Annotated in this window: 19 protein-coding genes, 1 other RNA gene and 1 pseudogene; 18 read left to right on the forward strand and 3 right to left on the reverse strand. The window is 73.7% G+C overall.

Annotated features, from left to right (window positions below; all coding sequences use genetic code 11):
• Positions 1 to 71: 71 nt before the first annotated feature.
• Positions 72 to 2822: an FtsK/SpoIIIE domain-containing protein gene (locus AB0P35_RS21120; protein ID WP_363512632.1), complete on the reverse strand. Its 2751-nt coding sequence runs from the start codon at positions 2820 to 2822 to the stop codon at positions 72 to 74.
• A gap of 289 nt (positions 2823 to 3111) precedes the next feature.
• Here AB0P35_RS21120 and AB0P35_RS21125 point away from each other — a divergent pair, with 289 nt between their 5' ends.
• The 3 genes from AB0P35_RS21125 (at position 3112) to prfB (ending at position 7447) form a co-directional block, all read left to right on the forward strand.
• A complete protein-coding gene (locus tag AB0P35_RS21125; protein WP_363512634.1) occupies positions 3112 to 4884 on the forward strand; it encodes a protein kinase in 1773 nt (590 codons plus the stop codon).
• A 159-nt stretch (positions 4885 to 5043) separates the two neighbouring features.
• Positions 5044 to 6303 carry a serine/threonine-protein kinase gene (locus AB0P35_RS21130; protein ID WP_363512636.1) on the forward strand — a complete coding sequence of 420 codons (1260 nt, stop codon included), beginning with the start codon at positions 5044 to 5046 and terminating at the stop codon, positions 6301 to 6303.
• A 34-nt stretch (positions 6304 to 6337) separates the two neighbouring features.
• Complete coding sequence (gene prfB, locus AB0P35_RS21135; RefSeq protein ID WP_095874648.1) at positions 6338 to 7447, forward strand: peptide chain release factor 2; 1110 nt, start codon at positions 6338 to 6340, stop codon at positions 7445 to 7447.
• A 235-nt stretch (positions 7448 to 7682) separates the two neighbouring features.
• Here the strand turns inward: prfB and AB0P35_RS21140 are convergent, their stop codons facing one another.
• The gene (locus tag AB0P35_RS21140; RefSeq protein WP_095874649.1) at positions 7683 to 7877 is read right to left on the reverse strand and encodes a hypothetical protein; all 195 of its coding nucleotides are present in this window, start codon (positions 7875 to 7877) and stop codon (positions 7683 to 7685) included.
• Positions 7878 to 8213: 336 nt separating this feature from the next.
• Here AB0P35_RS21140 and ftsE point away from each other — a divergent pair, with 336 nt between their 5' ends.
• The 10 genes from ftsE to AB0P35_RS21190 all read left to right on the forward strand — a co-directional run bounded on the left by ftsE (position 8214) and on the right by AB0P35_RS21190 (position 20140).
• The gene (gene ftsE, locus AB0P35_RS21145; RefSeq protein ID WP_095874650.1) at positions 8214 to 8903 is read left to right on the forward strand and encodes a cell division ATP-binding protein FtsE; all 690 of its coding nucleotides are present in this window, start codon (positions 8214 to 8216) and stop codon (positions 8901 to 8903) included.
• 54 nt (positions 8904 to 8957) lie between these two features.
• Positions 8958 to 9869: a permease-like cell division protein FtsX gene (gene ftsX / locus AB0P35_RS21150; protein WP_095874651.1), complete on the forward strand. Its 912-nt coding sequence runs from the start codon at positions 8958 to 8960 to the stop codon at positions 9867 to 9869.
• Between the two features lie 110 nt (positions 9870 to 9979).
• Positions 9980 to 11098 (forward strand): S41 family peptidase, encoded by a 1119-nt coding sequence (locus AB0P35_RS21155; RefSeq protein ID WP_363512639.1) that lies wholly within the window; start codon positions 9980 to 9982, stop codon positions 11096 to 11098.
• Positions 11099 to 11178: 80 nt separating this feature from the next.
• Entirely contained in the window at positions 11179 to 11661 is a 483-nt protein-coding gene (gene smpB, locus AB0P35_RS21160) for an SsrA-binding protein SmpB (protein WP_095874653.1), read from the forward strand.
• Between the two features lie 115 nt (positions 11662 to 11776).
• Positions 11777 to 12154: a transfer-messenger RNA gene (gene ssrA, locus AB0P35_RS21165) on the forward strand.
• 198 nt (positions 12155 to 12352) lie between these two features.
• Complete coding sequence (locus AB0P35_RS21170; RefSeq protein WP_363512642.1) at positions 12353 to 13720, forward strand: nitrate/nitrite transporter; 1368 nt, start codon at positions 12353 to 12355, stop codon at positions 13718 to 13720.
• 215 nt (positions 13721 to 13935) lie between these two features.
• Positions 13936 to 15120: a uroporphyrinogen-III synthase gene (locus AB0P35_RS21175; RefSeq protein WP_363512644.1), complete on the forward strand. Its 1185-nt coding sequence runs from the start codon at positions 13936 to 13938 to the stop codon at positions 15118 to 15120.
• Positions 15121 to 15273: 153 nt separating this feature from the next.
• Positions 15274 to 17559 (forward strand): UvrD-helicase domain-containing protein, encoded by a 2286-nt coding sequence (locus tag AB0P35_RS21180; RefSeq protein WP_363512646.1) that lies wholly within the window; start codon positions 15274 to 15276, stop codon positions 17557 to 17559.
• A 341-nt stretch (positions 17560 to 17900) separates the two neighbouring features.
• Positions 17901 to 19376 carry an NAD-dependent malic enzyme gene (locus AB0P35_RS21185; RefSeq protein WP_095874657.1) on the forward strand — a complete coding sequence of 492 codons (1476 nt, stop codon included), beginning with the start codon at positions 17901 to 17903 and terminating at the stop codon, positions 19374 to 19376.
• 482 nt (positions 19377 to 19858) lie between these two features.
• Positions 19859 to 20140, forward strand: a complete 282-nt coding sequence (locus tag AB0P35_RS21190; RefSeq protein ID WP_030271959.1) for an HU family DNA-binding protein — start codon at positions 19859 to 19861, stop codon at positions 20138 to 20140.
• Between the two features lie 76 nt (positions 20141 to 20216).
• Here the strand turns inward: AB0P35_RS21190 and murA are convergent, their stop codons facing one another.
• Positions 20217 to 21557, reverse strand: a complete 1341-nt coding sequence (murA, locus tag AB0P35_RS21195) for a UDP-N-acetylglucosamine 1-carboxyvinyltransferase (protein ID WP_095874658.1) — start codon at positions 21555 to 21557, stop codon at positions 20217 to 20219.
• 304 nt (positions 21558 to 21861) lie between these two features.
• Between murA and AB0P35_RS21200 the strand changes: the two genes are divergently transcribed.
• The 5 genes and pseudogenes from AB0P35_RS21200 to AB0P35_RS21220 form a co-directional block, all read left to right on the forward strand.
• Positions 21862 to 22431, forward strand: coding sequence for a YqgE/AlgH family protein (locus AB0P35_RS21200; protein ID WP_095874659.1), 570 nt, complete (start codon positions 21862 to 21864; stop codon positions 22429 to 22431).
• Positions 22432 to 22500: 69 nt separating this feature from the next.
• The gene (locus AB0P35_RS21205) at positions 22501 to 22779 is read left to right on the forward strand and encodes a DUF3039 domain-containing protein (RefSeq protein ID WP_030271953.1); all 279 of its coding nucleotides are present in this window, start codon (positions 22501 to 22503) and stop codon (positions 22777 to 22779) included.
• Positions 22780 to 22839: 60 nt separating this feature from the next.
• Positions 22840 to 24483: a beta-N-acetylhexosaminidase gene (locus AB0P35_RS21210; RefSeq protein WP_363512649.1), complete on the forward strand. Its 1644-nt coding sequence runs from the start codon at positions 22840 to 22842 to the stop codon at positions 24481 to 24483.
• 336 nt (positions 24484 to 24819) lie between these two features.
• Positions 24820 to 25686, forward strand: coding sequence for an FAD binding domain-containing protein (locus AB0P35_RS21215; protein ID WP_363512759.1), 867 nt, complete (start codon positions 24820 to 24822; stop codon positions 25684 to 25686).
• Positions 25687 to 25724: 38 nt separating this feature from the next.
• A pseudogene (locus tag AB0P35_RS21220) lies at positions 25725 to 26189 on the forward strand ((2Fe-2S)-binding protein); the annotation flags it as partial.
• Positions 26190 to 26239 lie beyond the last annotated feature (50 nt).

Genomic DNA, 26239 nt, shown 5'->3' on the forward strand with positions numbered 1-26239 from the left:
GGGCAGGGCGAGGGCACGCGGACGGCCCCGCCGCGCCGCGCGGCGGGGGGCCGTAGGAGCCGGACGGGGCGTCAGCCCTGGGCGGCGGCCCGCTGGAGGGCGCTCGCCAGCAGGGCGAGGTCGGTGGGGCCGTTGCCCAGTTCGCGGACCGGGCGGCGGGTCGGCGGCAGGCCGAGCTGCAGCGGGTCCACCGCCACCACCGTCGGCCGCAGTGTGGAGGTCCGCGGGATCCGGCCGCTGACCCGCGCGGTCTGGAAGGCCGCCACCCCGCCGTCCGGGCGGCGCAGGTAGCCGCGGCCCGGCGTCTCCTCCGGCAGCGCCGCGGCGTCCGGCAGATGGATCAGCTGGTCGGACTCGGCCGGGTGGTCGGTGCGCAGTGCGATCCGCAGCCCCGCGGCCTCGTCGATCTCGGTGCCCGCCGTCCGCTCCGGCGCGCCGGTGGCGGCGACCAGGTGGACGCCGAGCCGGCCGCCGCGCTCGGCGACCGCGGCCAGCGCCCGGGCGAGGGGCCGGCCGGCCGGCGAGGTCGGCGCGTACAGCGCGTCGAGGTCGTCGACGACCACCACCATCCGGGCCGGCACCTGCTGCGGCGCGGCCGCCGCGTCCGGTGCGGTGCGCTGCTCGACCACCCGCGCGGCCGCCGCCGCGGGCCCGGCCGCGGTGGGCCCGCCCGCGGTGACCAGGGCCGGTGCCTTGCGGAGTATCCGGGCGGTGTGCCAGTCGGTGAAGTCCCGCCCGCCGAGCAGCGATTCGCGGCGCGCCAGCTCGTCCAGCAGCGCCTCGGCGGTGAGCAGCGCCTGCCGCGGGTCGGTGGCGGCGTCCAGGTGGGCGGTGACGTGCGGCAGGTCGGTGCAGGCCCGCAGCCCGGCGGCCTGGTCCCGGTCCGCGGGGGAGCGGGACTCCACGACGGTGATCTCCAGCCGCTCCGGCCGCTCGGCGACCGCCAGCGAGGCGACCAGGGTGCGCAGCAGCTCGGTCTTCCCCGAGCCGGCCGCGCCGCCGATCAGCAGGTGCGGGCCGCCCTCGTGGCCGTCGAGCGCGTCGGTGTCGGCGAGGTCGACCGTGCACACGCCGTCCCGGGCGGTGCCGAGCAGGGCGGTGGCCGTGCCGGGGCCGTCCGGCAGCCCGGCCCAGCGGTCGGAGAGCTTGGCCGGGGTGACGGCCTCCAGCCGCAGCAGGTCGAGCAGCCGCAGGGCGTCCGGCAGCGGGCCGCGGGCGGCCGGCGCGGCCTCCCGCAGCGGCGCGAGGGCCCGGGCGAGGCGCTCGGCCCAGGCGGCCGGGACGGCGTCCAGGGCGACCTCCTCGATCCGCTCCCGGGAGCCGCCCGCGGGCAGGTCGACGGCGAGCCGGGTGGCGACCTCGCCGGTGACCTGCGCCCGGGCGCCGACACCGGCCGGGAGCTCCTCGACGGACTCCGCCAGGCAGATCGGGAAGACCCCCACCGCCGGGCCCTGCCGCAGCAGCAGGTCGAGACCCTCGCGGGCGGCCGGGGTGCCCGGGTCGCCGTCGACCAGCAGGACGGTGGCCTCCGGGCCGCCCGGGGCGGCGGCGAGCTCGGCGAGCCTGGCCTCGGCCTGCTCGGGGCCGAAGCCGACCAGCAGGCGGCAGTCCTGCCCCTGGCCGGGGCGCAGGTGGGGCAGCCACATCGTCCAGTGCCAGTCGGCGGCGCGCTGCTCGTCGGCGGCGACCACCACCAGGGCGAGGCCGCTCGGCGGGTGCAGCACGGCGAGCTGGGCGAGCACGGCGCGGGCGAGCCCGGTCAGCCGCGGCCGGGGCCCGGACAGACCGAGGCTGCCGGCGGTCTGCAGGTCCACGGTGACGGGCACGGCGGGCAGCAGGGTGCCCGGGACGGTGCCGGGGCCGCCCGGCCGGTCGGCGGTGCCGAGCCGGACGGCGAGCGCGTCCGGGTGGGCCGGGGTGCGCTCCCACAGCCGGGAGCCGTGGCCGAGCGCGGCGAGCAGCAGCGCGGCAGGGTCGGGCCAGCGCTCGCGCCGGGCGGCGGCCTGGCGGGTCCGGGCGGCGGCGTGCTGGGCGGCCGCCTCGGGGGCGGGCCGGGGCACGGGCCGGGGGCGGCGCAGCGAGAGCAGGCCACGGCTGCGGCCGCCGGGGACGTGCGGGGCCTCGGCGGGCGGCGGGGGCACCGCGGCGGCCGAGCGGGCGCCGGGCCGGTCGGGGAGCTGGAGGTGGCCGTCGCCGTCCGGCACGGCCGGGCGCGACCCGGAATTCCCCCCGATCTCCGGGCGGGCGACCTGCAGGGTCGACTCGCCGAGCCGCACCAGCCCGCCGTCGGGGAGTTCCGCGCCGTCGCCGCGCAGCCAGCGGCCGTCCGGCAGCAGGGTGCCGTTGGTGGAGTCGAGGTCGCGGACGGAGACCCTGCCGTCGGCCAGGTGCAGCGCGAGGTGCAGCCGGGAGACGTCCGGGTCGTCGAGCGGCACGTCGGCGTCGCTGGACCGGCCGACGCGGATCTCCTCGCCGTGCAGCCGGTGCACGCCGCCCGCGTCCGGGCCGCCGACGACCCGCAGCTCGGCGGCGGCGGGCAGCTCGTCCGGGGCGGTGTCCGGGTCTGGCTCGCCGAGCGAGAGCACGGCGCCGTCGACCAGCGGGGGCCGGCCGAGCAGCGCCTGGTCGTCGACCCGGTCAGCCCCGGCGTACAGCTGCACATGCGTGGCGGAGCGCGGGCCACGCACGCCCGCCGCGCCCGCGAGCGCGCCGGCGACCGCGCCGAGCGCCGTGCCGGAGGGTGCCGTGACCAGCACGTCCGTGGACGATCCGGCGCCGGCCGGGCCGCTGCGCGGTCGAAGGACGGTGAGCCGGATCTGCATCTCGCCCGGGTCCCTTCTGCACACGTGTGGTGCCTGCCATCCTGCCACCCTGGAGCGACAGTCCGGGCACGGTACCGGATTTGACGATCTTGCGATCACCGCCCGGCCCGGGCCGACGGTGCGTCGGCCCGGGTGTCCCCTAGGGGATGCCCCGGAGACTTCCTCCCAGCTCGCGGTGCGCTCGCCTCGGCAAGCCGCCCGGGCACCGTTAGAGTTTGCGAAAACTGCGAAAGCGTTGCCACCCTGTCCGACCGCCGGACAGCGGGGCGAGCGACCACAGGAGTCACAGGTGCGGCCGGTCGGCAGCAAGTATCTGATCGAGGAGAGCCTCGGGCGCGGGGCCACCGGTACGGTCTTCCGCGGCCGGGTCCGCGACGACGCGGCCGTGCCGGGCCTGGAGCCGGGCCGCTCGGTCGCCGTCAAGGTGCTGCGCGAGGAGCTCGCCACCGACCCCGACGTGGTGATGCGCTTCCTGCGGGAGCGGTCGGTGCTGCTGCGCCTGAGCCACCCGAACATCGTCCGGGTCCGCGACCTGGTGGTGGAGGGCGAGCTGCTCGCCCTGGTGATGGACCTCGTCGAGGGTCCCGACCTGTTCCGCTACCTGCGGTCCAACGGCCCGCTCAGCCCGATCGCCGGGGCGCTGCTGATGGCGCAGATCGCCGACGCGCTGGCTGTCAGCCACGCCGACGGCGTCGTGCACCGCGACCTGAAGCCGGCCAACGTGCTGCTGGCGACCACGGTCGGCTCGGACGGCTCCGAGCAGATGCACCCGATGCTCACCGACTTCGGCATCGCCCGCCTCGCCGACTCCCCGGGCATCACCCGCACCCACGAGTTCGTCGGCACCCCGGCGTACGTCGCCCCGGAGTCCGCGGAGGGCCGCCCGCAGACCGCCGCGGTCGACGTGTACGGCGCCGGCATCATGCTGTACGAGCTGGTCACCGGCCGTCCGCCGTTCCAGGGCGACGGCCCGATCGCGGTGCTGCAGGCGCACCTCGCCCAGGAGCCGGAGCGCCCGCGCTCACTGCCCGAGCCACTGTGGACGGTCATCGAGCGGTGCCTGCGCAAGAGCCCGGCCGAGCGGCCGACCTCGGTCGCGCTGGCCGAGGCGCTGCGGGTGGTCGCCGCCGGGATCGGCGTGCACTCCTCGCCCGCCGCGGTCGAGGCCGCGCTGGCCGTCGGCGCGCTGCTGGTGACCGACCCCGCGCTGGCCGCCCCGGCGCCCACCGCGGTGAACCACGTGCCGGCCGGCTCCGCCGACGCCACCCAGGTGCTGCCCGCCCGCGGATTCGACCCGGCCGCCGCCACCCAGGCGGTCGCCGCGCCCGGCGCCGAGGACCGCACGCAGGTGATGGCCACGCCGCCCGGCGGCGCCGGGGACCGCACCCGGGTGATGCCGCCGATCCCCCCGTCCGGGCCCGCCGCCGAGCCCGAGGCGCCGCACCCCTGGCAGACCCAGCTGCGCGCCGCCCGCGACCGCAACCAGCAGACCCAGATCGGCTACTTCGACCCGGAGGAGCTGGACCGCCCGCAGGTCGCGCCGCAGCCGTACCAGGCCCCGCCGCCCTACCAGGCCCCGCCGCCGTACCAGGCGCCCCAGGGCCGGCCGCCGCAGGCTCCGCAGGGCCGCGGGCAGGGCGGGTACACCCAGCGCCCGCCGGTGGCCCCGCCGCCGTACCAGGCCCGGCAGAACCCGCCGCAGCCCCCGCAGGGCTACCGGCAGCCGCCACAGGCCCAGCCGCAGCCGTACCAGGCCGCGCCCGCCCCGCAGGCGTACCCGCCGCCGCAGCCGCCCGCGCCCGCTCCGCAGCGCCGTGCGGAGCCGGCCGCGCCGCCGCGCCGCGAGCCCGCCCCGCGCCGGGAGCCGCGGCCGCGCAGCCGCAACCGGATGTACATCCCGGGCCTCGGCTGCCTGAAGGGCTGTCTGATGGTGCTGCTGATCCTCGCCATCGCCGCGGTGGCGCTGTGGAACTTCACCGACCTGCCGGTGTACTGGGAGAACGTCAAGACCTGGTTCGGCAGCGTGAGCGACTGGATCAGCGGACTGAACAGCAGTCAGTGAGTCGACGGGCCGTCAGAACGGCGATTTTGGCGGTTTGTCGACAATTCACGAATTTTCCGTGAATCGACCCTCTCCGAGAGCCCTCCGACGGCCCCCGGAGGGCGCCCGGGCGCGTAGGTTGGTCGTCGAGCACCGACCTACCGAGCCCACGGAGCAGCATTGGCACGCAAGATCGGCAGCCGCTACACCGTCCACCAGGTGATCGGCCGGGGTTCCGCCGGCACCGTCTGGCTGGGCGAGGGCCCGGACGGGCCGGTGGCCGTCAAGTTGCTGCGCGAGGACCTGGCCTCCGACCAGGTCCTGGTCGGCCGCTTCGTCCAGGAGCGCGCCGCCCTCACCAGCCTCGACCACCCCCGGGTGGTCGGCGTGCACGACATGGTGGTGGACGGCAGCGACCTCGCCCTGGTCATGGACCTCGTCCAGGGCACCGACCTGCGCACCCGGCTGGAGCGCGAGGGCGTGCTCAGCCCGCTCGCCGCCGCCTCGGTGATCGCCGACGTCGCCGACGGCCTGGCCGCCGCCCACGCCGCCGGCATCGTCCACCGCGACGTCAAGCCGGAGAACGTGCTGCTCGACCTCGCCGCCCCGCCCGGCCCCGGCGGCGCCCCCCGCGCCAAGCTCACCGACTTCGGCATCGCCCGCCTCGTCGACGCCCCCCGCCGCACCCGGGCCACCCGGATCATCGGCACCCCCGACTACCTCGCCCCCGAGATCATCGAGGGCCTGGAGCCGCGCGCCGCCGTCGACATCTACGCCCTCGCCACCGTGCTCTACGAGCTGCTGGCCGGCTTCACGCCGTTCGGCGGCGGCCACACCGGCGCCGTGCTGCGCCGCCACGTCACCGAGAGCGTCCCGCCCGTCCCCGGCATGCCGGACGGCCTGTGGCGGATCATCTCCGAGTGCCTGGCCAAGGCCCCCGCCTCCCGGCTGCGCGCCGCCGAGCTGGCCTCCCGGCTGCGCGAGCAGCTGCCCGTGCTGGCCGGCCTGCCGCCGCTCGCCGTCCCGGCGCAGCGCGGCCCGGTCGAGGACGTTCCCACCCCGGGCGAGGCCGTGTACGCCGAGATCGACGCCGGGACGGGCACCCACCGCCGCCGGCGCGGCCCTGCGGTGCCGCTGGTGCCCGCCCCCTCGCCGGACTCCACCCGCGACACCCACACCAGCCTGCGCCGCCCGTCCCCGCAGGAGCTGGCCTCCTACGCCGCCGAGTCCCGGGCCCAGCGCTCCGCAGCCCCCGTCACCAGCCACCGCCGCCGCCGGCTGGTGCGCCGCCGCCGGATGCTCGCGGTGCTGATCGCCACCGTGCTGCTGCTGGCCGGAGCCGCCGCCGCGTACAGCGCGTTCGCCGCCGAACCGCCCGCCGCGGGCCCCGGCCGAGCGGCCGTCCACGGCCCGGTGGCGAGCCTCGGCCCCCCGGTGTAGCCGAACGGTCTCCGCGAACCATTACGCTTGAGGCGTGGCAGCCGTCGATCCTTCCGAAGAGCTCAAGAACCTCGAGACGACCATGGGGTCGATCGAGGCCGTCCTCGACCTGGACAAGATCCGGGCCGACATCGCGACCCTGGAGGAGGAGGCAGCCGTCCCGACCCTCTGGGACGACGTCGCCAACGCACAGAAGGTCACCAGCCGGCTCTCCTTCCTCCAGGGCGAGCTGCGAAAGTTCGAGACCCTGCGCGGCCGGGTCGACGACGTCGCCGTCCTGTTCGAGCTGGCCGAGGCCGAGGACGACGCGGACACCCGCGTCGAGGCCGAGGCCGAGCTGGAGTCGGTCAAGAAGGCCGTCGAGGAGCTGGAGGTCCGTACCCTCCTGTCCGGCGAGTACGACGCCCGCGAGGCCCTGGTCAACATCCGCGCCGAGGCCGGCGGCGTCGACGCCGCCGACTTCGCCGAGCAGCTGATGCGCATGTACCTGCGCTGGGCCGAGCGGCACGGGTACTCGACCGAGGTCTACGACACCTCGTACGCCGAAGAGGCCGGCATCAAGTCCGCGACCTTCACCGTCAAGGCCCCCTATGCCTACGGCACCCTCTCCGTCGAGCAGGGCACCCACCGCCTGGTGCGCATCTCCCCGTTCGACAACCAGGGCCGCCGGCAGACCTCCTTCGCCGGCGTCGAGGTCCTCCCCGTCGTCGAGCAGTCCGACCACGTCGACATCGACGAGGGCGACCTGCGCATCGACGTGTACCGCGCCTCCGGCCCCGGCGGCCAGGGCGTCAACACCACCGACTCCGCGGTGCGCATCACCCACCTGCCGACCGGCGTGGTGGTCTCCTGCCAGAACGAGCGCTCGCAGATCCAGAACAAGGCGTCCGCGATGAACGTCCTCCAGGCCAAGCTGCTGGAGCGGCGCCGCCAGGAGGAGCGCGCGGCGATGGACGCGCTCAAGGACAGCGGCAGCTCCTGGGGCAACCAGATGCGTTCGTATGTCCTGCACCCGTACCAGATGGTCAAGGACCTGCGCACCGAGCACGAGGTCGGCAACCCGCAGGCCGTCCTGGACGGCGACATCGACGGCTTCATCGAGGCCGGGATCCGGTGGCGCAAGCAGCGCGAGACGGCGAGCTGATCGGGAGGATCGCGGCCTCGGTGAACGTTCGGCGCAGCATCGAGGCCGGGATCCGCTGGTGCAAGCAGCGCGAGACGGCGAGCTGATCGGGAGGATCGCGGCCTCGGTGAACGTTCGGCGCAGCATCGAGGCCGGGATCCGCTGGCGCAAGCAGCGGGAGACCGCGAGCTGATCGCCGCAGACAACGAAGAAGGCCCCCGGAGCTTCCGCTCCGGGGGCCTTCGGATGTTCCGGGTCAGGCCAGCGCCTGCCGGGCGATCATGGCCACCGCGAACAGCGCCGCGATCAGCGCCAGCAGTGTCGCCGGGGACATGGCGGCGAAGGGGCCCCGCTGCTCCTGCAGCCGGGCACGATTGGCGCGGCACACCGGGCACCGGCCCTCACTCACGCGGCCGTTGCAGTTGGCGCACACCAGATGGTCGCAGGTCATGCGATCTCCTCCTTGCTGTCACTGCAAACGCACGGGACGGGCCGATGGTTCCGTCCGTCTCTCCACTGTGCCAGGTTCGCGGGCGCTCGGCCCCCGCAGCGGCGGGCTCTCCGGTGCGATTGTGAGATAGCGCGCACAAATCCCGCTTTCCAATTCGGGACAGACAGGAACAATCTCTGACGAATCAGCGGTCAGTACCCGACCCGGGACTGCGGGTCGACCCGAGGTTCGCGTATGGTCCCAGACCTGGAGCGGTCGGGGAGGATGCCGCTCCGCCCGCCGCACTCGGCCCGAGGCGCGGACGGACCCACCTAGGATGGCCTCCGTGATGCAGCCGTGATCAGATTCGACAACGTCTCCAAGACCTATCCCAAGCAGAACCGTCCTGCCCTGGACAACGTCTCGCTGGAGATCGAGAAGGGCGAGTTCGTCTTCCTGGTCGGCTCCTCCGGCTCCGGGAAGTCCACCTTCCTCAGGCTCTGCCTGCGCGAGGAGCGCCCCAGCACCGGTGCCGTGCACGTGCTGGGCAAGGACCTCGGCAAGCTGTCCAACTGGAAGGTGCCGCACATGCGCCGCCAGCTGGGCACGATCTTCCAGGACTTCCGCCTGCTGCCGAACAAGACGGTCGCGCAGAACGTCGGCTTCGCCCTGGAGGTCATCGGCAAGCCGCGCAGCGCCATCGCCAAGGTGGTGCCGGAGGTGCTCGACCTGGTCGGCCTCGGCGGCAAGGAGGACCGGATGCCCGGCGAGCTCTCCGGTGGTGAGCAGCAGCGCGTGGCGATCGCCCGGGCCTTCGTCAACCGCCCGATGCTGCTGATCGCGGACGAGCCCACCGGAAACCTCGACCCGCAGAACTCGGTCGGCATCATGAAGCTCCTCGACCGGATCAACCGCACGGGCACCACGGTGCTGATGGCCACCCACGACCAGGCCATCGTGGACCAGATGCGCAAGCGCGTGATCGAACTCGACAAGGGCCTGCTGGTCCGCGACCAGGCCCGCGGCGTGTACGGCTACCAGAACTAGCCGCCGCCGTCCCGCCTGACCGCCCGCCTGCATTGACCCTGGATTGAGAGAAGCATGCGCCTCCAGTTCGTCCTGTCGGAGATCGGCATCGGCCTCCGCCGCAACCTGACGATGACCATCGCGGTCATCGTCAGTGTCGCGCTCTCCCTCGCCCTCGCCGGTGGCAGCCTCCTGGTCCGCGACCAGGTCAACTCGATGAAGGGCTACTGGTACGACAAGGTCGAGGTCAGCGTCTCGTTCTGCACCAAGTTCGACATGGCCGCCTCGGCGCAGTGCGCCAGCGGCGCGGCCACCGACGAGCAGGTGAACGCCGTCAAGGCGCAGCTCGACAAGATGACGCCGCTGGTGCAGAAGGCCACGTTGGAGTCCTCCACCGAGGCCTACAAGCACTGGAAGGAGTCGAACCCGGACAACCCGCTGCTCGCGGCGGTCGGTCCGGAGGCGATGCCGCAGTCCTGGCGGGTCAAGCTCAGCGACCCGACCAAGTACGACGTCATCCAGAGCGCCTTCGCCGGCAAGCCCGGCGTGAAGTCGGTGGACGACCAGCGCCGGATCCTGGAGAACCTCTTCGGCCTGCTGAACGGCCTGCAGACCGCCGCCTTCGTGATCATGGTGCTGATGCTCTTCGTGGCCCTGCTGCTGATCGTCAACACCGTCCGGGTGTCGGCCTTCAGCCGACGGCGCGAGACCGGCATCATGCGCCTCGTCGGTGCCTCGAACTTCTACGTGCAGATGCCCTTCATCGCCGAGGCCGCCGTGTCCGCCCTGCTGGGCGCGGTGATGGCCTCCGGCCTGCTGCTGCTCGGTCACTTCTTCGTCCAGCACTGGCTGGCCAAGCGGGTGCTGTTCATCCAGTTCATCGGCCTCTCCTCGGTGCTGACGGTGATTCCGCTGCTGGTCGTGGTCGGCATGGTGATGGCCGGCATCGCGGCCTTCTTCACCCTGCGCAAGTACCTCAAGGTCTGATCCGCGAGGTCCCGGGCGGCCCCGGACGGCACTGCGCCGTCCGGGGCCGCCCGCGTCCTACCCGGGCGTTCCGTCGCCCGGGCGGGGCGGCGCGGCCTAGACTCCGTCGCATGTCGGGAATTCCGCGTCGGGTACGCCAGGGAGCCACGCTCACCCTGGTGTTCGGCGTCGTCCTGATGGCCGGTGCCGCGAGCGGCGCCTGGGGCGAGCCGCTGACCGTGCCGCTGCCGCCCTCGATGGACGCCGCCGCACAGCTCGCCGCCGGACGGGACGTCACCGGCGCGGACCTGAGCCCGCAGCAGGCCGAGGCCCTGGTCGACGCCAGCGGCGACCGCTGGGCCGCCTATCTCAGCCCGCAGGAGTACGCGGACCTGGTCCGCGGCCGCTACCTCGGAGTCGGGCTCTCGGTGGACCGCGGCAAGGACGGCTCGACCGCCGTCTCGGCCGTGCAGGCCGGCGGCCCGGCCGCCCGGGCCGGCATCGCGGCCGGTGACCGGCTGGTCGCGGTGGACGGTGCCGAGGCCGACGGCCTGCCCGTGACGGAGGTCGTGGCCCGGCTGCGCGGCAGCGCCCACGCCGCCGTGGCGGCCCGCACGGTGGCGGTCACCGTCTCGCGCGGCTCCTCCGCCCCGCGCGAGGTCGTGCTCGGGAGGGCCTTACTGGCCGCCCAGGAGGTCGGCGTCGAGCGGCTGCCGGACGGCGTCGTGCGGATCGCCGTACGGGCCTTCACCAGCGGGGTCGCCGAGCAGGTCAGAACCGCGTCGCAGGGCGCCGAGGCGGTCGTGCTGGACCTGCGCGGCAGCTCCGGCGGCCTGGTCGAGGAGGCGGTCGCCACCGCCTCGGTCTTCCTGGACGGCGGCCCGGTCGCCTCCTACGAGTCCCGCGGGGTGCGGCGCGAGCTGACGGCCGCCCGCGGCGGCGACACCGCCACCCCGCTGGTGGTGCTGGTGGACGGCGGGACGATGAGCGCCGCCGAACTGCTCGCCGGCGCGCTGCAGGACCGCTGCCGGGCCGTCCTGGTGGGCGCCAGGACCTTCGGCAAGGGCACCGTGCAGCAGCCCAGCCGGCTCGCCGACGGCGGCGTGGTGGAGCTCACCGTGGGCCGCTACTACACTCCCGAAGGGCGCTCGCCGGACGGCTCCGGCCTGCAGCCCGACGTCGCGGCCGTCCCGGAGGGCGCCGGGGACCTCGCCCTGCACGTCCTCGCCGGCCTGGGCGCGCGCCGCTGACCGCCGCGGGGGCGGCATCCGCGCCACCCCGCGCAAAAGGGCTGCCCCTGACCGCGCCGAGGTGCGAGAATGTCGGCGCTATGGCAAAGGAAAAGGGCAACAAGCTCATCGCGCAGAACAAGAAGGCGCGGCACGAGTACACCATCCTCGACACCTACGAGTGCGGCATGGTGCTGACCGGTACCGAGGTGAAGTCCCTCCGCGAGGGCCGGGCCAACATCGTCGACGGGTACGCGTACATCCAGGGCCACGAGGCCTGGGTCGACAACCTGTTCATCCCGGAGTACGTCCAGGGCACCTGGACGAACCACTCGGCGAAGCGCAAGCGCAAGCTCCTGCTGCACAAGCTGGAGATCCGCAAGCTGGAGTCGAAGGTGAAGGAGACCGGCCACACCCTGGTGCCGCTCTCCCTGTACTTCAAGGACGGCCGGGTCAAGCTGGAGCTGGCCCTCGCGGTCGGCAAGAAGCTGTACGACAAGCGGCAGACCCTGCGCGAGCAGCAGGACCGCCGCGAGTCGGACCGTGCCATCGCCGCGGCCCGCCGCAAGCAGCGGGCCGTCTGAGGGGCCCCGCCCCGCCGCCGGGTAATGCGCTGGACCCTTCCGGGCCCGACCGCGTACCATGGCACTCGCACCACCGGAGGGCCCCGCCCGCCGGAGCTGCTTGTCAAATCAACATGGGGATGATCGGTTTCGACGGTGGTAGTCGAAACAGGAGAAGCGAGCCGAGGAACGCGGCAATGATCTCGTTAACCACGTGTCGCAAAAAAATAATCGCCAACACCAAGCGCGATACCCCGCAGTTCGCTCTCGCTGCCTGATCAGCGAGCGAATAGGGTGTCAGACCGGGGCGTTCCCGACCCGGACCCTGGCATAATCTAGGGAACTCAACCGTCCGCCCCGGCTGCGGGGGCGGAAGGGAAATCAAACAGTAGCTGGGCCCGTCGGCGGCTTGTCCGCGTGACTGCCGGGGCCGAGAAAAGCACAGCGGACTGCGCTCGGAGAAGTCCTGAATCCACTCCATCGGACCCGGGTTCGATTCCCGGCATCTCCACCATCCCATGTGCACCCAGGCCGTCCTCCGCTCCGGAGGGCGGCCTTCGTGTGTCTCCGGCGCCTCACACCGGCCCCGCCCGGCGGGTGAGAGGTCGGTTCCGCAGGCTTCACAGAGCACAACGAAACCCGAAACCACGGGCTCCTAGCGTCGTTCACGACAGCACGGGCAGGGCAGGCACCGGCACGCAAGGGGAGACCGATGAGCGACACAGCCCAGCGCAGAACAGGTGGCCGCTGGATTCAGGAATGGCGGCCCGAGGACACCGAATTCTGGGAGAGCACCGGCCGCCGGACGGCCAACCGCAACCTGATCTTCTCCGTGTTCTCCGAGCACATCGGCTTCTCGATCTGGAGCCTGTGGTCGGTCATGGTCCTCTTCATGGGCAAGCCCTACGGCATCGACCCGGCCGGCAAGTTCTTCCTGGTGGCCATGCCCACCCTGGTCGGCTCGTTCGTCCGCATCCCCTACACCTTCGCGGTGGCCCGTTTCGGCGGCCGGAACTGGACGATCGTCTCCGCGCTGCTGCTCCTCGTCCCGAGCCTCGCGGCCGCGTACGTGATGCACCCCGGAACCTCGTACACCACGTTCATGGTGGTCGCGGCGCTCACCGGCGTCGGCGGCGGCAACTTCGCCTCCTCCATGACCAACATCAACGCCTTCTTCCCGCTCCGGAAGAAGGGCTGGGCACTCGGCCTCAACGCCGGCGGCGGCAACATCGGCGTCCCCGTCATCCAGCTGATCGGCCTCGGCGTGATCACCTGGGCCGGCGCCACCTCGCCGCGCCTGGTGCTCGGCATCTACATCCCGCTGATCGCCGTCTCGGCGCTCTGCTCGGCCCTGTTCATGGACAACCTGGCCCAGCTCAGCAACGACACCGGCACCTTCAAGGCCATCGTCAAGGAGAAGCACACCTGGCTGATGTCGGTGCTCTACATCGGCACCTTCGGTTCCTTCATCGGCTTCTCCTTCGCCTTCGGCCTCGTCCTGCAGAACCAGTTCGGCCGGACCCCGCTGCAGGCCGCCCAGCTCACCTTCATCGGCCCGCTGCTCGGCTCGCTCATCCGCCCGGTCGGCGGCTGGCTGGCGGACCGCTGGGGCGGCTCCCGGATCACCTTCTGGAACTTCGTCGCGATGGCCGCCTCCGCCGGCGTGGTGACCTACGCCTCGTCCATCAAGTCGCTGCCCGTCTTCCTGGTCGGCTTCATCGCGCTCTTCGTCTTCGCCGGTGTCGGCAACGGCTCGACCTACAAGATGATCCCCGGCATCTTCGAGGCCAAGGCCCAGGACCGGATCGCCGCCGGCGACACCCCTGAGGACGCCGCCGCCTGGTCCCGCCGGATGTCCGGCGCGGCGATCGGCGTGATCGGCGCCGTCGGCGCCCTCGGCGGACTCTTCATCAACCTCGCCTTCCGCCAGTCCTTCCTCACCACCAAGAGCGGCACCCCCGCCTTCGTCTCCTTCCTCGCCGCCTACGCGGTCTGCTTCGCCCTCACCTGGGCGGTGTACCTCCGGCGTCCGGCCGCGGCCCCGGCCGGCGCCCAGGCTCCGGCACTCGCCCGGGTCTGATCCCCCACGAGGGCCGGTCCGCACCCGCGGACCGGCCCTCACCTGCGAAACAAGCCGGAAATCGGACCGACCCGGAGGTGACACCCCGGCACGGGACGATGGCCGTCCACCCACCCACCCGCCGCCTGCCACCGCCCCGCCAGGGCCGAGGCGAGCGGCACCGCCCCCCAAGGCCCGCCGACAGCCTCGGGGCGCTCCACGAAGGACGTCAGCCCATGGCCGACCGCACAGCCAGCGCGACCGCCCCCCTCGTGCCGTCGCAGGACACCGCCCCGCCCCTGGCCGGCTACACCATCGGCATCACCGCCGCCCGCCGCGCCGACGAACTCGCCGCCCTCCTCCAGCGCCGCGGCGCCACCGTCCTGCGCGCCCCCGCCCTGCGGATCGTCCCGCTCGCGGACGACACCGAACTCCTCGCCGCCACCCGCGCCCTGATCGCCGACCCCCCGGACATCGCCGTCGCCACCACCGGCATCGGCTTCCGCGGCTGGATCGAGGCCGCCGAGGGCTGGAACCTGTTCGACGACCTCGTCCACAGCCTCGGCAAGACCACCGTGCTCGCCCGCGGCCCCAAGGCCAAGGGCGCCATCCGCGCCGCCGGACTGCGCGAGGCCTGGTCCGCCGAGTCCGAGTCCTCCGTCGAGGTCCTGGAGCGGCTCCTCGACGAGGGCGTCGACGGCCGCCGGATCGCCGTCCAACTGCACGGCGCCCCACTGCGCGACTTCGTCGACTCGCTCACCGCGGCCGGCGCCGAGGTCGTCGAGGTCCCCGTCTACCGCTGGCTGCCGCCGCTCGACCTCGCCCCCGTCGACCGCCTCCTCGACGCCACCTGCAACGGCTCCCTGGACGCCGTCACCTTCACCTCCGCACCCGCCGCCCTCGGCCTGCTCGACCGCGCCGCGGAACGCGGCCAGACCGCCGAGCTGCTGCACGCCCTGCGGCGGGACGTCCTGCCGGTCTGCGTCGGCCCCGTCACCGCCGCCCCGCTGGAGGAACTCGACATCGCCACCGTCTGGCCCGAACGGATGCGGCTCGGCGCCATGGTCCAGACCCTCACCGCCCGGCTCCCCGACCGTGCCCGCCGACTCTCCGTCGCCGGACACACCCTGGAACTGCGCGGCCAGGCCGCCCTCGTCGACGGCGACCTGCGGCCGGTGCCGCCGGCCGGGATGGCCCTGCTGCGGAGCCTCGCGCGGCGGCCGGGGTGGGTGGTCCCGCGGAGCGAACTGCTGCGGGCACTGCCCGGCAGCGGCGACGACGAGCACGCCGTGGAGACCGCGATGGCGCGCCTGCGCGCGGCCCTCGGCACCCCCCGCCTCATCGCCACCGTCGTCAAACGCGGCTACCGCCTCGCCGTCGACCCCGTCGCCGACCCCGGCACCAAGTACGGCGACGGATAGGCGGGGCACACCCACAGGGGCGCGTGGGGGCACCCCCCACGTGCCCCTGGGGTGATCTTCGCAGTCCGGGCCCCGGGGTGGCTGCCTTGATCCGGGTCAGGGAGTAGGATCTTCCGTCCGCCGCTCCCGCCCGCGCCGTACCCCCCGAGGCCCATGCACACCACACCAGAGACCACCGACTCCGTCCGCGACCGTGAGATCGCCGAGGAGCAGCGCCACCTCGACACCGTCTACCGGCGTCTGGAGGAGAAGCTCGCCGAGGCCGAGTACATCCTCGAGGACGCCGCCAAGCGCGTGCAGGTCGGCACCCCCGGCGCGCTCGCCGAGCGCGACGCCCAGGTCTACCGGGCCGGTGCGCACCTGCAGCGACTCAACAGCGAGTTCGAGGACTTCCTCTTCGGCCGGATCGACCTCCAGCAGGCCGACGCCCCCGAGGAGCACGGCATCCCCTCGCAGACCCCGCTGGACCCGGCCGACCCGGCCGTCGCGGAGACCCTGCACATCGGCCGGCTCGGCGTCCTCGACGCCGAGTTCGGCCCGCTGGTGATCGACTGGCGGGCCCCCGCGGCCGCGCCGTTCTACCGGTCGACCCCGCTGGAGCCGGGCCGGGTGATCCGCCGCCGGGTGATCCGTTCGCGCGGCCGCCGGGTGATCGGCGTCGAGGACGACCTGCTCCGCCCCGAACTGGCCCCCACCCTGGACGGCCGCGAGCTCGCGGTGGTCGGCGACGGCGCCCTGATGGCCTCGCTGGGCCGGGCCCGCAGCCACTCGATGCGCGACATCGTCTCGTCGATCCAGAAGGAGCAGGACGAGGTCATCCGGGCCGCCGCGGCCGGCGCCACCCTGGTGACCGGCGGCCCCGGCACCGGCAAGACCGCCGTCGCGCTGCACCGGGCCGCGTTCCTGCTGTACCAGGACCGCCGCCGCTACGCGGGCGGCATCCTGGTGGTCAGCCCCACCCCGCTGCTGGTCTCGTACACCGAGGGCGTGCTGCCCTCGCTGGGCGAGGAGGGGCAGGTGGCGATCCGGGCGGTCGGCAGTCTGGTCGACGGCATCGAGGCGGCCCGCTACGACACCCCGGAGACGGCGCGGATCAAGGGCTCGGCCCGGATGGTCCAGCTGCTGCGCCGGGCCGCCAGGGCCGCGCTGGAGACCGGCGCCCCGACCGAGCTGCGGGTGTTCGCCCGCGGCGAGGCCCTGCGGCTGGACGCGGGCCGTCTGAAGGCGCTGCGCGCCGCGGTCGTCGGCGGCGGCACCCCGCTCAACCTGCTGCGCCCGCGGGCCCGCAGGCTGCTGCTGGACGCGCTGTGGCAGGACGTCACCCGACACCTGCCGAAGCCCGCGAACCACTTCGAGCGCGAGCAGCGCCAGGACGAGCGGGAGGCCTTCGACGAGTACGTCTCGGACGAGGCCGCCTTCCTGGACTTCCTGGACGCCTGGTGGGCGCCGGTGACCCCGCGCCGGGTGCTGGCCACCCTGCGGCACCCGCGGCACACCAACCGGATCGCCCGGCGCGCGGTGACCCCGGAGGAGGCCCGGCGGCTGGCGGCGTCCTGGCGCCACCTGGACGAGCGCGGCGCGGGCGGGCTGTCGGCGCACGACGTGGCGCTGGTGGACGAGCTGCAGGTGCTGCTCGGCGAGCCGGCCCGACCCAGGACGCGCGAGGTGGACGCCGTCGACCTGCTGTCCGGGCTGGACGAGGTCACCACCTACGCGGACCGCGCGGGCGGTCGGCGCGAGCGCGTCCCGGTGGAGCGCACCGAGTACGCGCACGTGATCGTGGACGAGGCGCAGGACCTCACGCCGATGCAGTGGCGGATGATCGGCCGCCGGGCCCGGATGGCGACCTGGACGATCGTCGGCGACCCGGCGCAGTCCTCCTGGCCGTTCCCGGAGGAGGCGCAGGCGGCGCTGGACGAGGTGCTGTCGGGCAAGCCGCGCCGCCGCCACACGCTGACCGTGAACTACCGCAACCCGGCGGAGATCGCCGAGGTGGCGGCGAAGGTGCTGGCGCTGGCCGCGCCGGGCACGCCGTCGCCGAGCGCGGTGCGGTCGACCGGGGTCGAGCCGCGTTTCGCGGCCGTCCGGGAGGCCGGCGCGGAGGCCTTCGGCCGGGCCGCCCGGGCCGAGCTGGAGCGCCTGCTGGGCGAGGTGGACGGCACGGTGGCGGTCGTGGTGCCGATGGACCGCCGCGGGGAGGCGGCCCGCTGGGCCGAGGGCCTGGGCGACCGCGTGGTGGCCCTGGGCAGCCTGGAGGCCAAGGGCCTGGAGTACGACGCGACGGTGGTCGCCGACCCGACCGGCATCGCGGGGGAGTCGGAGGCGGGCCTGCGGGTGCTGTACGTGGCGCTCACCCGGGCCACCCAGCGGCTCACCGTGCTCTCCGGCCCGGACGACCTGCCGGACGCGGCGGGCGTGCCCGCCCTGCTGCGTGGCTGAGGCCCGCGGAGACGACGAAGGCCCCCACCGTGAGGTGGGGGCCTTCCATGTCAATGACACCGACCCGCCATGCTCGCCTCGCGGCAAGTGGTCGCTCGAAGCGACGAAGGTTGGGCCCGGGGGCTTGGATCGAGCCGGTGTCCCGTCCAATGTAACGCATCGGCGCGGAACGCCAAGGCCGCGGCCGGAGTTTTTCGGTGGTGCACACGAGCGGCCCAGTGCGGCGGGCCGCGCCGTTTGTGGGTTCTGCACACTCAATGAACTTTATTTCTGGCTACCGACCGGTAAGTGCGACGATCGAGAGCGGAAAACCCTCAAGAGCAGACGGAAGAAGGACGTCGATGGCGACGGTGCCCAGTGTCTCCAACTCGATCACTGTGCGGCTGGAGGTCCCGGCCCGGGGCAACGCCGTCAGCGCGATCACCACGGCCGTCGAGTCCTCGGGGGGTTCGGTCACCGGCCTCGACGTCACCGCCTCCGGCCTGGAGTCGCTGCGGATCGACGTGACCGTCGCCGCCGCCTCGGTGGCCCACGGCGAGGAGATCGTCGAGAAGCTCCGCACGATCGACGGCGTCAGCATCGGCAAGGTCTCCGACCGCACCTTCCTGATGCACCTCGGCGGCAAGATCGAGATGTCCTCGAAGCTGCCGATCCGCAACCGCGACGACCTCTCGATGATCTACACCCCGGGCGTCGCCCGGGTCTGCATGGCGATCGCCGAGAACCCGGAGGACGCCCGCCGGCTGACGATCAAGCGCAACAGCGTCGCCGTGGTCACCGACGGCTCCGCGGTGCTGGGCCTGGGCAACATCGGCCCGAAGGCCGCGCTGCCGGTCATGGAGGGCAAGGCGGCCCTCTTCAAGCGCTTCGCCGGCATCGACGCCTGGCCGATCTGCCTGGACACCCAGGACGCCGACGAGATCGTCGCCATCGTGAAGGCGATCGCCCCCGGCTTCGCCGGCATCAACCTGGAGGACATCTCCGCGCCGCGCTGCTTCGAGATCGAGGCCCGGCTGCGCGAGGCCCTGGACATCCCGGTCTTCCACGACGACCAGCACGGCACCGCCATCGTCGTCCTCGCGGCGCTGACCAACGCGCTGAAGGTGGTCGGCAAGGACATCGCGGACATCCGCGTGGTGATGTCCGGCGCCGGCGCGGCGGGCACCGCGATCCTGAAGCTGCTGCTGGCCGCGGGCGTGGAGCACGCCACGGTGGCCGATGTGCACGGTGTCGTGCACGGCGGCCGCGAGGACCTCAACGACAGCCTCCGCTGGATCGCCGACCACACCAACCGCTCCGGCCGCACCGGAAGTCTCAAGGAGGCGGTGGCGGACGCCGACGTGTTCATCGGCGTCTCCGCGCCGAACGTGCTGGACGGCGACGACCTGGCCACCATGGCGAAGGACGCGATCGTCTTCGCGCTGGCCAACCCGGACCCGGAGGTCGACCCGGCGATCGCCCGGCAGACCGCCGCGGTGGTCGCCACCGGCCGCAGCGACTTCCCGAACCAGATCAACAACGTGCTGGTCTTCCCCGGCGTGTTCCGCGGCCTGCTGGACGCGCAGAGCCGCACCGTCGACACCGGCATGATGATCGCCGCGGCCCGGGCGCTGGCCACCACCGTCGCGGACGACCAGCTCAACGCCAACTACATCATCCCGAGCGTCTTCCACCCGGACGTGGCGAAGACCGTCGCGGCGGCCGTGCGCGAGGTCGCGCTGGCCGCGCGGGAGGGCCAGGAGGCCGTTCCGGTGCGCCCGACGGCGGGCATCGTGGGCACGCTCGACACCTCCTCGTTCCCGGTTGTCGGCATCTGACCGGAGTGTCGTTCTTGACCGCTCAGGTGTGCGAACGACGCACCGGCGGCCCGACCGCCCCCTTCCCCTTGCGACACAAGGGGAAGGGGCGTGTTTGGGCTTGTCGGTGCCAGGGCGTACGGTAGCCCTGCACGGGGGTGGCGTGTCCGACAAGTACGGAACGTCCCTCCCGGGTTTCCGGCGTGTCGTCCCGACCGCCGCCCGTTCCGGTCCGCCGGAGCCGACGGAGCGTCACACCTCCGCCGGGAGGGCCCGGTTCGGGTCAACAACGCCGGTGGCCGATTGGCTTTCTCAGTGCCGGTCGGGGCAGGATTCGTACCCGGGCGGGCGGTTTGCGGCGCTTCGGGGCCGGAGCCAGGCCCCTGACCACCCCTCGCCTGAACGAGCACCAGTGTGCGGACCAGCGGCCCATCCGGGTTCCCCCGGAGGGGGTGACCGATGGGGCCCCCGCACACCGCAAGCAACAGACCACAGGAGTACACATGAACCGCAGTGAGCTGGTGGCCGCGCTGGCCGAGCGCGCCGAGGTGACCCGTAAGGACGCCGACGCCGTGCTGGCCGCCTTCGCCGAGGTCGTCGGCGAGGTCGTCGCCAAGGGTGACGAGAAGGTCACCATCCCCGGCTTCCTGACCTTCGAGCGGACCCACCGCGCCGCGCGCACCGCCCGCAACCCGCAGACCGGTGACCCGATCCAGATCCCGGCGGGCTACAGCGCCAAGGTCAGCGCCGGTTCCAAGCTGAAGGAAGCCGCCAAGGGCGCCTGAGCCCCCGGCAGCAGCCTGGACAACGCAATGGCCGGCCTCCCCTCGGGGAGGCCGGCCATCGGCGTTCTGCGGCCCGTCAGACGGTCACGGGCTGCTCGGCGGGCAGCTCGACGTGCGCGCCCAGGTCCCGCAGCTTGGTCATGAAGTTCTCGTAGCCGCGGTTGATCAGGTCGATCCCGTGCACGGTCGAGGTGCCCTCGGCCGCCAGCGCCGCGATCAGGTACGAGAAGCCGCCGCGCAGGTCCGGGATGATCAGCTCGGAGCCGATCAGCTTGGACGGGCCGGAGACCACCGCGGAGTGCTTGAAGTTGCGGGCGCCGAAGCGGCAGGGGGTGCCGCCCAGGCACTCGCGGTACAGCTGGATGTGCGCGCCCATCTGGTTCAGCGCGCCGGTGAAGCCGAGCCGCGACTCGTACACCGTCTCGTGCACGATGGACAGGCCGTTGGCCTGGGTCAGGGCGACGACCAGCGGCTGCTGCCAGTCGGTCTGGAAGCCCGGGTGCACGTCGGTCTCCAGGGCGATCGCCTGCAGCTCGCCGCCCGGGTGCCAGAAGCGGATGCCCTCGTCGTCCACCTCGAAGGCGCCGCCGACCTTCCGGAAGGTGTTCAGGAAGGTCATCATCTCGATCTGGCGGGCGCCGCGGATGTAGATGTCGCCCTTGGTGGCCAGCGCGGCGCACGCCCAGGACGCCGCCTCCAGGCGGTCCGGCAGCGCCTTGTGGTTGTAGCCGCCCAGCTCGTCCACACCGGTGATCAGGATGGTGCGGTCGGTGCCCATCGAGATGATCGCGCCCATCTTCTGCAGGACGCAGATCAGGTCGACGATCTCCGGCTCGACGGCCGCGTTGCGCAGCTCGGTGACGCCCTCGGCGAGCACCGCCGTCAGCAGCACCTGCTCGGTCGCGCCGACCGAAGGGTAGGGCAGCTCGATCTTGGTGCCGTGCAGGCGCTGCGGGGCGACCAGGTAGGTGCCCTGCGGGTGCTTCTCGATGGTGGCGCCGAACTGGCGCAGCACCTCGAAGTGGAAGTCGACCGGCCGGCCGCCGATGTCGCAGCCGCCGAGGCCCGGGATGAACGCGTGGCCGAGGCGGTGCAGAAGCGGACCGCAGAACAGGATCGGGATGCGCGAGGAGCCGGCGTGCGCGTCGATGTCCGCCACGTTGGCGCTCTCGACGTGCGACGGGTCGAGGATCAGCTCGCCGTCCTCGTCGCCGGTGCGCACGGTGACACCGTGCAGCTGCAGCAGGCCGCGTACGACCTTGACGTCACGGATGTCCGGGACGTTGCGCAGCCGGCTCGGACCCTGCCCGAGCAGCGCGGCGACCATGGCCTTGGGCACCAGGTTCTTGGCACCGCGGATCTGGATCTCGCCTTCGAGCGGGTTACCGCCGTGAACCAGCAGGACGTCGTCGGTCATCGTTCTCGCAATCCGGGGGGTGCGCAGGGGGTCTTCGGCTGCGGGGCATGGGGAAACGCGAGTGGAAGGGACCGTCCGCCACCGGCGAAAGCCCTTCCACCATCCATAGATGGTAGAGGGTGGGCGATTGGTTCCCGTGTGCCCCTTTGGTGATCATGCTCCGGAGGGGTGGCAGAGGCCCCCCGGCGACTCGCGGGTACGGCCGTCCGGGTGGTGCCGATGCGCCCTGCGGGCCCGCGGGGGCGGGGCGGGGAGGTTTCGTGTTGGACGCCCGTCCCGGGCCGTCCTGCGGGATCATGTGGACATGACCGCGGCCCTCTCCCACACCGGCCGACTGCTCGTCGCGACGCCCGTGCTCACCGACCCGAACTTCGCGCGAGCGGTGGTACTGCTGCTCGACCACGACGACCAGGGGGCGCTCGGCGTGGTGCTGAACCGGCCCACCCCGGTGGAGGTGGCGGCCGTCCTGGACGGCTGGGCGGATCTCACCGGCCAGCCCGCCGTCGTCTTCCAAGGGGGGCCGGTGGCGCTGGACTCTGCGCTCGCCATCGCGGTGGTGCCCGGCGAGCCCGGCCACGGCGACCCGATCGGCTGGCGCCGGGTGCACGGCGCCATCGGCCTGGTCGACCTGGAGGCGCCCCCCGAGGTGCTGGTCGGCGAGCTCGGCGCGCTGCGGGTGTTCGCCGGCTACTCCGGCTGGTCGCCCGGGCAGCTGGAGGCGGAGATCGCCGAGGGCGCCTGGTACGTGGTCGACTGCGAGCCGGGCGACGTCTCCAGCCCGGAGCCGGAGCGGCTGTGGCGCTCGGTGCTGCGCCGCCAGCGCGGCCCGCTGGCGATGCTCGCCACCTACCCGGACGACCCGACGCTGAACTAGGACCGACCGCGCGGGGCGGTCGTTGCGGTACTGGCCCGCTTCGGAGCGGCCCCCATAGACTTGGCACCCATGAGCACTCTTGAGCCCGAGCGCGGACTCGGCACCGGCACCCTGGTCGAGCCCGTTCCCCAGGTGTCCCACGGGGACGGCGACCACGAGCGCTTCGCGCACTACGTCCAGAAGGACAAGATCATGGAGAGCGCCCTCTCCGGGTCCCCCGTGGTGGCGCTCTGCGGCAAGGTCTGGGTCCCCGGCCGCGACCCGAAGAAGTACCCGGTCTGCCCGATGTGCAAGGAGATCTTCGAGGGTCTCGGCCAGGGCGGCGACGGCGGCGGCGACGACAAGTAACGGGCGGCCGGACCGGCAGTGGTCTGTACCACTGCCGGTCGACGGGGCAGGATGGCCCGCATGGATCTCATCCCCGCCCCCCGGCGCCTGAAGGTCGACGACGGGGCGCTCGGCCCCTGGAGCTTCCGGCTGCGCCCGGAGACCCGGATCGCCGCCGACGAGCCGGCGGCGCAGGCCGTCGCCCGGTGGCTGCGCGCCGAGTTCTCCGCCGCGACCGGCTTCGCCTTCGACGCGTGCACCCTGGAGCAGGGCCGCCTCAGCACGCAGACGATCAGCCTGCAGACCGACCCGGAGCTGCTCGCCGCGGGCGGCCCCGAGGCGTACGCGCTGTCGGTCACCGACTACGGCGCCTTCCTGCGCGGCGGCGCCGGCCCCGGCCTGTTCCGCGCGGCGCAGACCCTGCGCCAGATGTTCGACCCGCGGATCCACCGCCGCGCCCCGTTGCCCGGCGCCGACTGGACGCTGCCCTCCGTGCAGGTCGAGGACGCCCCCCGGTTCGGCTGGCGCGGCGTGCTGCTGGACGTCGCGAGGCACTTCCTGCCCAAGGCCGACGTGCTGCGCTTCCTCGACCTGATGGCCGTGCACAAGCTGAACGTCCTGCACCTGCACCTCACCGACGACCAGGGCTGGCGGATCGAGATCCGGCGCCACCCCCGGCTCACCGGGGCCGGCGCCTGGCGGGAGCGGTCCATGGTCGGCTACCGCTCCGCCGACCGCCGCGACGACCGCCCGCACGGCGGCTACTACACCCAGGACGACCTGCGCGAGATCGTCGCGTACGCCGCCGAGCGGCACATCACCGTGGTGCCCGAGATCGACCTGCCCGGCCACTCGCAGGCCGCGATCGCCGCCTACCCGGAGCTCGGCAACACCGACGTGGTCGACACCGCGGCGCTCGGCGTGTGGACGGACTGGGGGGTCAACCCCAACGTGCTCAACGTCTCCGACCCCACCCTGCGGTTCTTCGAGGGTGTGCTGGAGGAGGTCCTGGAGATCTTCCCGTCCGAGTTCGTCCACCTCGGCGGCGACGAGTGCCCCAAGGACCAGTGGCGGGCGAGCCCCGCCGCACAGGCCCGGATGCGCGAGCTCGGCCTCGCCGACGAGGACGCCCTGCAGAGCTGGTTCATCCGCCACTTCGACCGCTGGCTGGCCGACCGCGGCCGCCGGCTGATCGGCTGGGACGAGATCCTGGAGGGCGGCCTCGCGCCCGGCGCCGCGGTCTCCTCCTGGCGGGGCTACGAGGGCGGCATCGCGGCGGCCCGGGCCGGCCACGACGTGGTGATGTGCCCCGAGCAGCACGTCTACCTGGACCACCGGCAGGCCCCCGGCAAGGACGAGCCGATCCCGGTCGGCTACGTCCGCACCCCGGAGGACGTCTACCGCTTCGAGCCCGTCCCGCCGGAGCTGGACGGCGCGGCGGCCGCCCGGGTGATCGGCACCCAGGCCAACCTGTGGACCGAGTTCATGACGAGCGCCCGGGACGTCGACTACCGGGCCTTCCCCCGTCTCGCCGCCTTCGCCGAGGTCGCCTGGTCCGACCTGCCGCGTGACCCGGCCGCGCGGGACTGGGCCGGCTTCGAGCGCCGGATGGCCGCCCACTACCCGCGGCTGGACGCCCTCGGCGTCGAGTACCGGCCGCCCGGTGGGCCGCACCCCTGGCAGCGCCGCCCCGGGGTCGCCGGGCGCCCCGCCGAGGGGCCCTGAGGCCCGCCCGCCGGCTCCGCCCCCGCGTGCGTCAACCACGTGCGCGGGGGTGTCCGCACCACGCCGACCCCGGCGGACCTGCGGCAGCGTCAGGTCAATATCCGATGAACATCCGGCCTGAGGGGTTCCGGTTCGCTTCGTTTTGTGGCCTGATTCGTCCGGTATTGCCCTCGCAGTCCCGCAACCCGGCAAGTGATCACCGAGCATTGTGTGCCAGAGTTGCCCAACCCGGCCCGATCGCCCGTACCCTACGGGCCAGGCCGCACTGCCGGTGGGGAGGGCAGGGCAGTTGATGAGCAAGTGGAGCACGGTGGAATCCTGGTGAACCGGACGATCATGCTGCCGGCCTCGGTCGACGAGGCCGTCGACGCGCTGGCCGCGACCCCGGGAGCCGTCCCGGTGGCCGGCGCGACCGACCTCATGGAGGCGGTCAACGCGGGCCGGCTGCGCCCCGCCGCACTGATCGGCCTCGGCCGGATCACCGAACTGCGCGGCTGGCGCTACGAGGACGGCGGCACCGCCGTGCTCGGCGCCGCACTCACCCACGCCCGGATGGACCGCCCCGACTTCGCCGCGCTCATCCCCGCCCTCGCCGACGCCGCCCGCACCGCCGGACCGCCGCAGATCCGCAACGTCGGCACCCTCGGCGGCAACATCGCCGCCGCCGGGGCGGCCGGCGACACCCTCCCCGTGCTCGCCGCCCTGGAGGCCACCGCCACCCTCGCCCGCTCCGGCGCCGTCCGCGAGGTCCCGGTCACCCACCTGCTCACCGGCCTCGACCCGCTGCGCCCCGGCGAACTCCTCACCTGGGTGCGCGTTCCGCTGCTGCACGCCCCCCAGGTCTTCCTCAAGGCCGGCGGCCGCAGCGGCCCCGCCCGCGCCACCGCCTCCGTCGCCGTCGTCCTCGACCCCGCCCGGCGCGCCGTGCGCTGCGCCGTCGGCGCCGTCGCCCCCGTGCCGCTGCGCCCGCACGAGGCCGAGGCCTGGGTGGCCGGCTGCATCGACTGGGACGTCCGCGGCGAGGACGGCGCCCAGCCCATCGACCCCGCCGCGCTCGCCGCCTTCGGCGAGTACGTCGCCGCCGCCTGCATCCCCGACGCCGCCCTGGAGGGCGTCGACGAGGGGGTGGCGGCCGAACTCGTCCGCCGGCGGCGTACCGTGGCTGTGCTGGCCCGCCGGGCACTGGGAAGGGCGCTGAAGTGACGGACGAACTCAACGGCCTCGGCGACGTACGGCCCTGCGCCTCGTACACGCTCCGGGTCAACGGCTTCGAACGGCCGGTCAACGACGCCTGGATCGGCGAGAGCCTGCTCTACGTGCTCCGCGAGCGGCTCGGCCTGGCCGGCGCCAAGGACGGCTGCGAGCAGGGCGAGTGCGGCGCCTGCACCGTCCAGGTCGACGGCCAGCTCGTCGCCGGCTGCCTGGTGCCCGCCGCGCTCGCCGCCGACAGCGAGATCGCCACCGTCGAGGGCCTCTCCGGCGCCGGCACCGCCAGCGACGTCCAGCAGGCCCTCGCCGAGTCCGGCGCCGTCCAGTGCGGCTACTGCACCCCCGGCCTCGCCATGGCCGTCCACGACCTGCTGCAGCGCAACCACCGCCCCACCGACGTGGAGGCCCGCCAGGCCCTGTGCGGCAACCTCTGCCGCTGCACCGGCTACCGCGGCGTGCTCGCCGCCGTGCAGACCGTCGCCCAGGCCCGCGAGGCCGAGCTCGAGGCCGAGCTCGCCGCCGCCGAGGCCGCCGCCGAGCAGGCCGC

Origin of the sequence: Kitasatospora sp. NPDC085879, assembly GCF_040686255.1 — a bacterium.
GTDB lineage: Bacteria > Actinomycetota > Actinomycetes > Streptomycetales > Streptomycetaceae > Kitasatospora.